Consider the following 13,089-nt stretch of genomic DNA (forward strand, 5'->3'; position numbering starts at 1 on the left):
AGAGAGTTAGTACACGAAAACTGACTCTCTTTTTGTATCTAAAGGGATTCGAACCCTTTCTAATTCATACATCTTTTCCGGCAAATGCAATCCGTCAGGTGGTCGTTGATAAACCCCGAAGCCTGCAAGTGGGCGTAACAAATCGTCGTTCCGAAGAATTTGAAGCCGCGCTTTTTCATATCCTTGCTCATCGCGTCGGACACGGGAGAGGACGCCGGGATATCACTCAATGACCGCACGGTATTGATAATTGGTTTTCTGTCGGGAAAGAAAGAGAGCGTATAGTCGTAGAAACTCCCGAACTCCTTTTGCAACGCGAGGAACAATCTCGCGTTGGTGATTGTCGATTTGATTTTCAGGCGGTTTTTCACGATGCCGTCAAACTGCATCAACCGCTCGACATCTTCATCAGTCATTCGTGCCACCCGCCCGGCATCGAAATCACAAAAAGCCTCACGGTATCCTTCCCGCTTCCGAAGAATGGTTATCCAACTCAACCCGGCTTGGGCACTCTCCAGTACAAGAAACTCGAATAGCTTCTTGTCATCGGTTACTAACCTTCCCCATTCCTCGTCATGGTATTTCACGTACAACTCATCGGTTCCGCACCAGCCACAGCGTTCGTTTACTATATCTTGCATAATCATATTACATGTTTTCGAATTTAATTATCCGGTAAATATAGCGTATATTTACCGGATAGTAAAAACAATTACCGAATAGCGAGTAATTTCCCTACCTTTGTCCTCAAACTTGTAAATAATCAACGTCAGGCAAACATGGAAAATATAAGTATTCAAAGAGTGACTTCCGGTGATATCCACCGGTTACAGGAAATCGGCAGGCAGACTTTCTCCGAAACATTTGCCGAGGTAAATACTGCCGAAGACATGGAGAAATACCTGCAAGAGAGCTTCTCTTCAGAAAAATTGTCGGAAGAACTTCATGACCGGAACTCGGAGTTCTACTTCGCGGCTGTTGACGACCATATTATCGGTTATTTGAAACTGAACTTCGGGGCGTCCCAAACGGAACTGAAAGACTGCAAGGCGCTGGAGATAGAACGGATTTACGTGCTACGGGAATTTCACGGGAAAAAAGTCGGGCAACTACTTTACGAAAAAGCCATACAAGTGGCAAAGCAGATGAACGTCGATTATATCTGGCTGGGAGTCTGGGAAGAGAACCCGAGAGCCATAAAATTTTACAAGAAAAACGGCTTTGTCGCGTTCGACAAACATATTTTCAAGTTGGGTAACGACGAACAAACCGATATTATGATGAAACTGCAATTGGAAAAACACTGAATGCGAAAAACTGTCGGACTACAGCCTCGCTAAAAAACGATAACTTGCCGAAGACAAAATTCGTCCATTCGTCGATAAAATCAGCCTATTCGTTGATTATATTTTGAAGATCGGGTATTCGGTTATACTTTTACTACACAACTAAAAATAGAAACAAGAGAATAGTGTTTATCATTAAACTTAGACGGCAATAAAGTTTGCAACCACCAGAGGCGGGCGGCACACACAACCCCTCCAATTGATATTCATCCCAACACAAAATTGGTACCTGTGCTACCGCCTCATTTCTTTTCAAAATAACACGGCGAGCCGGGAGGAAGTTCTTTGATTAGGTGATTTAATAAAGCGTTGCTCGTGCGGCTGGAATCATTCAATCCAAAATCTCTAAATCTAAAATTAATAAACTCCTCCGTCTGCTTCGCAGCCACCTCCTCTATAAACAGAGGAGGTGCTGGAATACAGTCTTAAACGCCAGAGAAGCAACTTGTAACTTGTGACTCGCTGAAGGCGACTCTTCCCCCCTAAATAGCGTCCTTCTTCGCGTATTCGGAAAATTCGCAACCGAAGGTGTCGGCGAGGTAATTATCCAATTCGTCGGCTTTGAAAGCCATATTTGTCAAGTTTTTCTGAACTTCCTCGCCGTATTCGGAGAACACATCCGAGATATGTACCCGATAGGAAATGTAAATCTGATTACCGTCCAAACCGAATTGATAAGGACGCACGTCCGCGTTGAGCAAGTATGAAAGCACGGGTTCGAGATTCTTTTTCGGCAACACGTTGAGCGGTGAAGTGCAGAACAGGTATTGGCGATTGTAAACAAACATACGGATCTCGGAACTTCCTTTATGGAATACCCAACTCTCGTATCCCACGCGGGCAAGCACGGGATTAATGCCCATCGCCTCGATGGCTTCCTCGCAGAACACGGCAAGGTCGGTCAACGTTCTTTCCTTGAACACGTTTTCCGGCAATTTGTCACCGCAAGAGGGGCAATATTCTTCCTCCTCGGATATGAACTCGTCGCAACTGTTACACTGCACGTTAAATATCGAGGTATCGAGGTCGGCAATCTGTTCGAGCAACTCGCGCAAAGAGGCAACCGGAATACCGAATCCCATGTTATCGGCATTATTGAGTTTACTTACCGTGATAGCCACCAGCTCGTTGCTGTCGTTGAACATCGGTCCCCCGCTGTTACCGGGATTCACTGCCGCGTCGGTCTGGATATAGTAACTATCATTCATCAACTGACGGGGCGAAGATACAGTACCCTCGGTAACCGTGAAAGGCATACCGAAAGGATATCCAGCCACGTTGATTCTCTGCCCGATAGAAACTTCGTCGAGGGCGGATAACGCGATCTCGGGAAGCGCGGAAAAATCACCGTCCGCTTTCAGCAAAGCGATATCGCGCGCGGGATTGACCAATACCACACGGGCGTAAAATCTGTTTTTGTCGTTGTCTTGCAGAGCCACTTCACGGAACCCTTCCACGACATGATAATTTGTTACAAATAAATCATAGTTTTTCAGGTAGAAACAACTGCCTGATCCGCCGGCATGGTTTACTTTATAGACGGCTTTAAATATATTCTGTTCCATAATGTCAAAATTTCATCCTTGTTATTGATTGTTTCCCAACCCGGCAGCCAGTTCCTGTACTCTACGCGTGTATTCCTCCACGCTGATCTGCCCTTGCATCATCTGCATCTGCAAAGTCTGCACGTTGGCCAGATATTCCTGCATACCGCCCTGCATGGCTTGTTGCATTGCCTGTTGCATATTCTGGGCTACCTGATTCATATCCACGTTAGCGAAAGCGTTGTTCACCATCGTTCCGAAATCCACGTCCTCGTCATCATCATCCGCGTCGAGTTCTCCTTCCATGATGTTATCCATTGCCTCGTGAAGAATCCGCGCCGCCTCATCCCACGGCATGGCCGAAGTCTTCGTCAACGCTCTCGTTACAACAGTATTCACGTCGTCCTGCACGTCATTGTAGAAATACATCTCGTAGAACTTGTACACGATCATCAAGCAACACGTCTGGTAATCCCTCGCCTCGAACGCTTGGGTGGCGCGGTCGTATGTTCCCTCGAAATTCTCCTGTATATTCTTTAGATTGGAACGACGTTTCGGGGAGATAAAAGTTTCCACGAAATACAAGTCTTCCGCCAATTCTTCTTTCGTCATTGCTTGGACACGGGCAACCACGGACTTACCGTAATTCACCACTTCCGGCAGCGGGATGTCCTCCCGGTCCATTTCCCTAACCGCTTTATTCAAGTCATTGAGTAACTGTCCTTGCGGGTGAGCGTAGTAAAGGATTTTCAACAGGGTAGTGTCGAGCACGTTCCACGCGAAACCGTATTTACGGTCGGCCTCGAAGCCTTTCACCGCGTCCATACATTCCCGACAACTCAACTGAATGACCTCGTACACGTTATCAAGCGTTTCCGCATCGAAAGGCGTTACCTTGGGTTCATAAATACGTACTGCCCCGAACTTCGTTTCGAACTCGTCGTCGTATTTATCTCCCGTGCGGCATATCTCTTCCAACACGTAATACATCTTGTAAGGCTGTGCTAACGCAAGCGGGCAGCTGTATTTGAAGAACAGTTTTTCATCCCGCAACTCGATCTGTGCCAGATCCATGTCATTAAAATTCAAGCCTGCTACCTGACGCAACAAAGGTACTCTGCCTTTGTCCGGCAATGCAAGGAACGGCGCCATAACGTTTACTTGCCCGTCCTCGATCTTTATCGATACCACGATCGAACCGTGCGGAACGTTAAACTCTGTTCCTGCCGAATTACCGTATTTCTCCCGCAAGTCCGGGTTCACGTAATCGAGCAAGGTATGGAAAGCTTTCAGGTAATCTCCGTTCTCGAAGGCTTCCAAGCTTTCGTCGAAGGCATCGACGTTGATTTTACTTTCCGTTGATGTTATCGTGGAAAGATTAAATGTCAAGGTTTGTTTCATGACTTATAAGGTATTAAATAATTAATAACAACTTCACGCACTCATCCACGCCATACACGCAGAAAGTGCGATAAAAATAGGGAAAAATCTTTTCCCTTCACAGACTGGCGAAAGTTTTTTTGTTTTCTCTGTAAATATTCATCATATTTGCAGTGTGTAAAATGGTGTAATCAAGAGAATATAAATCAATGAAAATGCAAGAAGGGGAACATGGCAACAACAAGTCAGTATTTACGTACTTGATTGACAAGTTTCTCGTGTGTGTTTTGTTTTTATCATTTTACATAGGCAGTCAAGCACAAGTAACTACCTCGTCTTTGAACGGGTACGTTTCGGATGGCAGAGATTCCCTCCCGGGAGCAACGGTAATCGCCACTCATACCCCGTCGGGAACCCGCTACGCCACTACCGCGAACAACCGGGGACGGTATCAACTGGACGGCATGAGGACGGGAGGCCCTTACACGATAGAAGTTTCCTTCGTGGGATTCCACCGGGCTGAAATCACGGGTATATATATACAGTTGGCAGGGAAACACACGTATAACGTCACGCTAACACCTTCCGCGAATCTGGATGAAGTAATTGTAAAAAGTTCCAAATCCAAACACTCGAACGGTAAAACAGGCGCAAGCGTTTACATCGACGCTTCCCGCGTGAATATGTTCCCGAATATTAGCCGCAAGTTGACCGATATCATCAAACTATCGCCTTACGCCAACGGAAACGGTATCGGCGGACGGGACCAACGCATGAATAATTATAGCGTGGACGGGGCGAATTTCAATTACAACATGGGATTGGACGGGAGCGTCCTGCCGGGAGGCGGAAACCCGATATCGCCGGATGCCATCGAGGAAGCCATGATAAACATCGCCACGTATGACGTCCGCCAGACGAACTTCATCGGGGGAGCTATCAATATCGTCACGAAAAGCGGGACGAATCAATTTCAAGGTTCGGCATACACCTATATTAAAAACGAGTACTTGCGGGGCAATAAGGTGGACGGTTACAATTTAGGCGAACGGGAGAAAGAAGCCCGGAATATATACGGTTTCACGTTCGGGGGACCTGTCCTCAGGAACAAACTCTTCTTCTTCGTCAGCGGGGAACGCGAGAACTCTCCCGCCCCGATACACAAGTGGAAACTCTCGACGGACGGAAAAGAAGACCCGCAAAACATGATTTCGCGGGTGACGGCGGAAGATATGAGCCTCTTCTCGAAAGACTTGAAAGAAATGTACGGGTATGACACCGGGTCGTGGACGAACTTCGACGGGAATACCACCGTGTACCGCCTGCTGACACGCGCGGATTGGAATATCAACGACCGGAATAAGATGATGCTCCGATTGAACTATACCGCGTATAAAGATGATAACAATCTGGTCGGGAATGCCCTTTCCATCAACGGAAATCCCGTGAGTCGATATTCCATGAGTTTCCGCAACTCCACTTATCAAGAAGAGAGTGACGTGTATTCGCTCACGGGGGAATGGCATAGTTATTTACGCGAGAATATCGCCAATCAGTTGCTGGTGAGTTTCACTTTTAACGACTGTAACAACCGGAAATGTAAGGGGGATTTCCCCACCGTGGATATCATTAAACCGGACGAGGGAGGGGCGGAATGGGCTTTCATGAACGCGGGATACGAGCAACACGCGTGGAATAACGGTATCAAGGAAAGAGTATGGGCAGTCACGGACAACCTTTCCATCCAGACGGGAAAACATTATATCACGACCGGATTCAGTTTTGAATTACAGGATTTATCCAATAATTACATGCGATACGGTGCCGGGTATTACCGGTATGCCAGTTACGAGGATTTCGCGAACAAGGCAGCCCCGGTAGCCTTTGCCCTCTGCTACTCCCTCACGGGCGGTAAACTCGCCCCGGCAAAGGTTAATTACCGCCAGTTCTCTATTTACGCGCAGGACGATTATCACGTCACAAGCAGATTGCTGCTCACGTACGGCATACGTATGGACATACCGATATACGCGGGTAAGCGCCTCGAAAACCCGTCCATCGCCGACTACACGTTCAACGGGGTGAAATTAAGTACCGCTTATTGGCCTGAATCCACTCCTTTATTCTCTCCCCGTATCGGTTTCAACTACGACATATCGGGCACCAACACGCTAAGCCTTCGCGGGGGTACCGGAATCTTCACGGGACGTTTCCCGATGATATTCCTCTCGAAGATGCAGGAAGGCAGCGGGATGTTGAAGAATACCGTATCGACCGCGAAAGCAGGGGATGAATTACTTGCCGCGTTAGCCGGGGGAATACGCACGCGGGAAGAGATATTGCGGGATATTGCCCCGCTGTTTCCCGACCGTTTCCGGCTGGAACCGGGAAGCGTGAATAATATCGCCACGATAGACCGTCATTTCAAGATACCGCAAGTATGGAAGAGTTCGTTGGCCGTTGACTACCGGCTGCCTCTCCCCTTCAACTCGCTGCTCACGCTGGAAGGTATGTTTATCAAAGACCTGAACGCCATCGTGCAACGGGATATGAACGTGATCAGCAATGACGACGGGAAGATGTCCCGCTTTACCGGAGCGGACAACCGATACCGCTACCCCGGAAACACGGAGAAACGGATACACGAGGAAATCACGAACGCCATCTTAATGGACAACAGCGGAAAGGGATACAGTGCCAATTTCAACGTGACGTTGAACATGGAACCAATCGCGGGACTCGGCTTCATGACCGCCTACACGTACACGACCTCGAGAACCATGACCGACAACAGAAGTAATCAGGTAGACAACGCGTGGATGCAGGAACCTTCCGTGATGGGACCTAATAACCAAGAATTACATCGCCCGCAATACATGCAAACACCCCACCGGGTAATCTCACAAATCAATTACACGAGAACGTACGCGCGTCACTTCACGACCTCGGTAGCCATTTTCTACGAGGGACAATATGCCGGAAACTATTCCTACCTGTACAACACGGACATGAATAATGACGGGATAAATTACGACCTGATTTATATTCCCCGCGACCGGAACGAACTTCATTTCGCGGATAACAAGGTGGGCAACGCGACCTTCACGGCGGAAGAACAACGGGATGCTTTCTGGACATTCGTCAATCAAGACCCGTACTTGAAAAAACACAAAGGAGAATACGCGGAGGCTTATGCAGCTTACCTGCCGTGGTTCAACCGCTTTAACCTGCGGGTTGTACAGGATTTCAAGATACGAACCGGAAAGGTGAACAACACGTTGCAGGTGTCGGTAGATATCATGAACGCAGGCAATTTAATCGACAACTCGTGGGGAGTTTCCAAGGTGGCTACCGCGGGTAATAACGGTAAATTACTCCAACTGAAAGAAGTAAACGAGGCGGGAGAACCCGTTTACACGATGTGCACGATAAAAAAAGACGGACAAGATATATTGCCTTACAAAACCTTTGAAACCAAGCGGTCGTCAGACAATTGCTGGCAATTACAGATCGGTATCCGTTACATTTTTAATTAAGAACTATGAAATTCAGAGTCTATATTATTCTATTTCTGTTATCGCTCGCGACAGGTTGCTCCACCCCCGCGAAACACGTTCTTGTTATCCATTCATACGAGGAAAGTTTTCCTTTATACCCGGAGTACGACGAGATGATAGCCGATAATTTCAGTAATAAAGGGATAAAAGCGAATATTCGTACTTTCTACCTCGATTGCGAAAGTCACCGGGAACAGGAAGAAATCGACAGGATATCGCACCTGCTTGATTCCCTGTACGATTGGCGACCGGATATTATCCTCGTGAATGACGATCAAGCGACCTATTCCCTGCTTATGACCGGACATGAATTGCTAAAGATGACCCCTGTTGTTTTCGCCGGAGTCAATTATCCCAACTGGTCGCTCATAAAGAAATTCCCGAATGTCACCGGATTCCATGACAAGATAGATATCTTGAAAAACATGGAAGTCATAAAAGAATTTAGTCATCGGTCCACGTGTTTCACGTTACTCGACTCCACGTTTCTGGACCGGAAGATTCGCGCCGATATAGACCAACACTTGAACAATTATACGACACTCAAGCACGTGGAGGATTTCGTGGACTCTTTAAATCAGGATGCAGAGAATAATTACAAGATAAACATCTATCTGGCAAGAAGAAAAACCAAGGGCGAAACCCCACCCGCGGAGAAATACATCAGCATGGATTATCTTTGGGAAATGAGTAAGTTCAACACGGGAAATCCTTATTTACAATTGAAATACGATTTCTCGACCGTGACCATCGCTAATTTCTACATGAACAACCGTTATTCGGCGATATACGAGATGTTCGGGTGCGGATTCAGTTTCCGCGGCGGATACATGACACCCCTGTCGACACAGGTTAAGGAAGAAGTTGACCTTGCCGTCCAAATCCTGAACGGGACAAGACCGCAGGATATCCCCGTCCGTGAAAGTGCCAAGGCCTACGTCGTGGATTGGCAAACCATGAAGAAAGCGGGTTTCAAGCAAAAGGATATCCCAGCGAAGTACATGATTATCAATTTGCCCTTCAAGGAACACTATCCCAAGACATGGTTTTTTATCATTTTCAGTTCTCTTGCTATTTTACTCACCTTGTTCACTTGGTTGACCTTTTTATACATGCGCGAAATAAAAATGCGCCGTCAGGTATTGTATGATCTGGAAGAAGAAAGAGAGTCGTTGGCATTGGCAATTGAAGGCGGAAATACTTTCGCATGGAGAATCAAACGTGATATGTTGCAATTCAAAAATGCTTTCTGGAAATCTTCCCATATAGGAAACGCTTCCCTATCCGTGGACGAGTTTACCGCCTTTATCCACCCGGACTACCGGACACTGTTCAGGCAGTATTGGCAAAAAGTTCTGACACAAGGAACTCACACAATAGAGCTTTTGTGTGATTTCACGAAGGAAGGTTACCAATGGTGGGAATTTCGCAGCAGTACCATGGATAGTATGTCCGGTCAACAGAAGACAACCGGATTGATCGTGAATATCGACGAGTATAAAAAACGGGAACAGGAATTGATTGAAGCCAGAGAACTGGCAGAAAAAGCCGAACTGAAACAATCTTTTCTGGCAAACATGAGCCATGAAATACGTACACCGCTAAACGCCATTGTCGGTTTCTCCAACATCCTCGTGTCCGGGGTGGAACTCGACGAAGATGAAAAGCAACTCTACATCAACACGATCAACACGAATAGCGAATTACTGCTTAAACTTATCAATGATATTCTGGAAATCTCCCGTATCGAATCGGGATACATGTCTTTTGATTTTCAAAAATACCCGGTTGCCACATTGATAGACGAAGTATATAACACGCATCAGGTCATCGTACCGTCTCACTTGCAATTTCTGAAAGAATGTGATAAGGCACAACCGGAAATTTACGTTGACAAGAGCCGACTCACGCAAGTGCTGACGAATTTCCTCAATAACGCGGGCAAATTCACCCCAAGCGGATACGTCAAATTGGGCTATCAATATTTCCCGAAAGAAAAACAAGTACATATATTCGTGGAAGACAGCGGAAAAGGCATCCCGAAAGCGGAACAAAAGATGATATTCAGCCGTTTCTACAAACAAGATGAATTCGCACAGGGTACCGGATTGGGACTATCTATCTGCCAAGTTATTATCGAAAAACTGGGCGGACGTATTGTCTTATGGTCCGAACCCGGTAAGGGCAGCCGTTTCACGGTAATATTGAGTTGTGACGTGATAGGTTAGAGCGCTTTCAGCGCAATATATACGTCCGCAGGACAGGGCAAAACACGGAAGATTAATAAAAGCCTTTTCACAACTAAATAGTGGTATTTTGAGATTAATTATTTACTTTTGTCGGGAAATAGATTGGCAAAATAGAATAGATCCCATTTCCAAAAGACGTGATTATGTCAAAAACAGGTAATACCACTATCTCGAATAGCGAATTAGAGAGTTTGCGAGAAAAAGAACTTATACTCCAAGAACTGCAAAAAACAGCCAAGATCGGGTGGTGGAAAGTGAATTTCGAAACACATGAAATCCAATGCTCGGATTACGTGGTGGATATACTGGGACTTAAAGGGAACACGCTAACAACAAATCAAGTTCTGAACTTGATTAACGAGAAATACCGTCAACGGGTGAGCGCAAACCTCCCGCACTTGAGAAACCAGAACTTCTACGATGAAATATTCCCTATTATGACAAGATTCGGGGAAATGTGGATACATTCCAAAATCGGGAATAGAGTCATTGAAGAGGACGGGACGGTCACGGCTACCGGTTATTCCAAGATTCTGGAAGAAGAAGAGAATATTCTCATATCAAAAGCAAGAGAAGAGAACCAGTTGAAAGAACTGATGTTACGCCAGTATTCCCTGTCACAATCCTTATCCAAATTTCTTAAAAACCCGGATTCAGACCAAGTGATTACCGATACGTTGAAAGAGGTTCTTAAACAATTTGACGGGGATAGAACCTATATTTTCAAGTACGATAAAAAAAAGGACACGCAAAGTTGTATATACGAGGCGACAAAACCCGGCGTGCAACCGGAAATAGATACATTACAAGACATGGATTCCAATCATATCGGGTGGTGGAGCAAACAGATACTCAATAATATCCCGATTATTATCAATCATCTCGACGAGTTGCCCCCCGAGGCAGAAACGGACAGACAAGTACTGGCACGTCAGAATATTGCCTCCCTGTTGGTCATTCCCCTCGCCTCCAGCGACGGGATATGGGGATACATGGGCATCGACATCGTCAATCGTCCCCGCTTGTGGACTCACATCGATAAAGAATGGTTTTTCGCCATATCGAATATCATCAATATTTGTATAGAATTACGCACCTCGGAGAGAGAAGCACGGGAACAACAACAATATTTACAAAAACTATACGATCACATACCTATCGGCTATCTCCGTTTGCAACTGATTTATGACGAGAACGGACAACCGTGCGATTTTAAATACCTTGACTCCAATCCCGCTTTCAACAGAATATCAGGAACACCCCCGAATTATTTCGACGGTAAAAATGCCAAAGATTTCGGAATAGAAGATCCAGAGAGCTTGCTCCGCCTGCATAATATCGTTTTGCAAAAGCAAGCAACGGAAAGCACCCGATTCATGGAAAAAACAGGTTTACAATACCGCCTGACTCTTTATTCGCCGGGAGAAAACGAGGTTGTGGCCTTATTCACGGATATCACGGAGCAACAAAAAGCGATCAAAGCACTCCGGCATAGCGAGGAAGCCCTGCGCAATATATATAAAAACATCCCCGTGGGTATCGAAATATATGACAAGAACGGTGATCTGCTCGACTTGAACGACATAGAGGCCGAGATGTTCGGTTTCAACCGGAAAGAAGACGTGCTCGGGGTGAACTTGTTCGAAAACCCCAATCTTCCGGCAGATAAACTGGAAGAACTACGGCAGGGTAAAGAGATCATGTTTCCGCTTATATACAAATTTTCGAAGATCGACAAGGTATATTACAGCACAAAATACACGGGAAGCAAGAACTTGACCGTGAAAGGTACCTGCCTTTATGACACAAACCACAACGTTGAGAATTACTTGCTTATCGTGATAGACAACACGGAAGCGTTCGAGAACTACCGGAAGATCGAAGAATTTGAAACCTTATTCAACAATATCGCTGAATTTTCCAAAGTGGGTATATGCAGGTGGAACCCGTTACAAAAGACATTCTTCGGCTCGGATGTCTGGTTTTACAACCTCAACCAACAACCCCGTCATGTTCAGGATATCGAGGATGTCCACGAGTTCGTATGCCCCGAGGACACCGTGAAATTGCAAGGGTTTCACCAGCAAGTACTGGAAGGGAAAAGCCGGGAATTCGCGGACGAGGTGAGAGTGCGGGTCGGGCAAGAATGGCGCTGGTTACGTGTCCGCTTTAAAGTCAAAGAATACAACCCGCAAAACGAGATAATCGAAGTGATCGGGTTGAATATAGATATTACCGAATCGAAAGAAACGGAACAGCACCTTCTGAAAGCCAAGTTACGGGCGGAAGAATCCGACCGGTTGAAGTCCGCATTTCTCGCTAACATGAGTCATGAAATACGTACCCCGTTGAATGCCATCGTGGGGTTCTCGGCTCTCGTCGCGGAAACGGAAAGTATAGAAGAACGGGAACAATATCTTTCCGTTATCCAGAAAAATAACGAACTGCTCCTGCAATTGATTTCCGATATATTGGATCTCTCGAAGATCGAAGCCGGGACATTTGATATTTCTCTCGCTGTTTTTGATGTCAATAACCTGTGCAAGGAAGTCGTTTGCCTGCACACGATGAAATTAACGACAGAGGACGTGACACTCTCGTTTGAGGAGCATATTCCCCGATGTTTTATTTATAGTGACAGAAACCGGATCGCTCAAATCTTATCCAACTTTATCAATAACGCACTCAAATTCACGGAAAAGGGAAGCATCCGCCTCGGATACCATGTCACGGGCGAACGCATCGAATTTCACGTGCAGGACACGGGAATCGGCATCCCGGAAGAAAATATCGGGCACGTGTTCGAACGTTTCGTGAAACTCAACTCGTTTATACGAGGCACGGGGTTGGGGCTGCCTATCTGCAAAAGCATTATCGAAAAGTTGGGCGGAGAAATCGGGGTGGAATCAACCGTGGGCAAAGGATCACGTTTCTGGTTCAGCTTACCCTATAATCCGACAATGGAACCCAAAGAAATTGATGAGCAAGCGTTGTTTTTACCGGATTAATTTCC

At 46.2% G+C, this 13,089-nt stretch carries 7 protein-coding genes; 4 read left to right on the plus strand and 3 right to left on the minus strand.

Annotation, left to right across the window (positions count from 1 at the left end; translation table 11 throughout):
• Nucleotides 1–59: 59 nt before the first annotated feature.
• On the minus strand, nucleotides 60–641 hold the full coding sequence (locus Q5866_RS01965) for a DNA-3-methyladenine glycosylase I (protein WP_186978569.1): 582 nt from the start codon (nucleotides 639–641) through the stop codon (nucleotides 60–62).
• Between the two features lie 138 nt (nucleotides 642–779).
• On the opposite strand from Q5866_RS01965, the gene Q5866_RS01970 reads away from it, so the two are divergent.
• Complete coding sequence (locus tag Q5866_RS01970; RefSeq protein ID WP_303178436.1) at nucleotides 780–1,307, plus strand: GNAT family N-acetyltransferase; 528 nt, start codon at nucleotides 780–782, stop codon at nucleotides 1,305–1,307.
• A gap of 521 nt (nucleotides 1,308–1,828) precedes the next feature.
• Here the strand turns inward: Q5866_RS01970 and Q5866_RS01975 are convergent.
• Both Q5866_RS01975 and Q5866_RS01980 read right to left on the minus strand, forming a co-directional pair.
• Nucleotides 1,829–2,911, minus strand: coding sequence for a trypsin-like peptidase domain-containing protein (locus Q5866_RS01975; protein ID WP_099291977.1), 1,083 nt, complete (start codon nucleotides 2,909–2,911; stop codon nucleotides 1,829–1,831).
• Between the two features lie 21 nt (nucleotides 2,912–2,932).
• Complete coding sequence (locus tag Q5866_RS01980) at nucleotides 2,933–4,291, minus strand: YbjN domain-containing protein (protein WP_227215081.1); 1,359 nt, start codon at nucleotides 4,289–4,291, stop codon at nucleotides 2,933–2,935.
• Nucleotides 4,292–4,479: 188 nt separating this feature from the next.
• Here Q5866_RS01980 and Q5866_RS01985 point away from each other — a divergent pair, with 188 nt between their 5' ends.
• The 3 genes from Q5866_RS01985 to Q5866_RS01995 all read left to right on the plus strand — a co-directional run bounded on the left by Q5866_RS01985 (nucleotide 4,480) and on the right by Q5866_RS01995 (nucleotide 13,084).
• Nucleotides 4,480–7,806, plus strand: coding sequence for a carboxypeptidase regulatory-like domain-containing protein (locus Q5866_RS01985; protein ID WP_303178439.1), 3,327 nt, complete (start codon nucleotides 4,480–4,482; stop codon nucleotides 7,804–7,806).
• Nucleotides 7,807–7,811: 5 nt separating this feature from the next.
• Complete coding sequence (locus tag Q5866_RS01990) at nucleotides 7,812–10,055, plus strand: sensor histidine kinase (RefSeq protein ID WP_303178441.1); 2,244 nt, start codon at nucleotides 7,812–7,814, stop codon at nucleotides 10,053–10,055.
• 164 nt (nucleotides 10,056–10,219) lie between these two features.
• Nucleotides 10,220–13,084, plus strand: a complete 2,865-nt coding sequence (locus Q5866_RS01995) for an ATP-binding protein (protein WP_303178443.1) — start codon at nucleotides 10,220–10,222, stop codon at nucleotides 13,082–13,084.
• Nucleotides 13,085–13,089: the final 5 nt, after the last annotated feature.

Origin of the sequence: uncultured Butyricimonas sp. (assembly GCF_959596855.1) — a bacterium.
Classification (GTDB): domain Bacteria; phylum Bacteroidota; class Bacteroidia; order Bacteroidales; family Marinifilaceae; genus Butyricimonas; species Butyricimonas muris.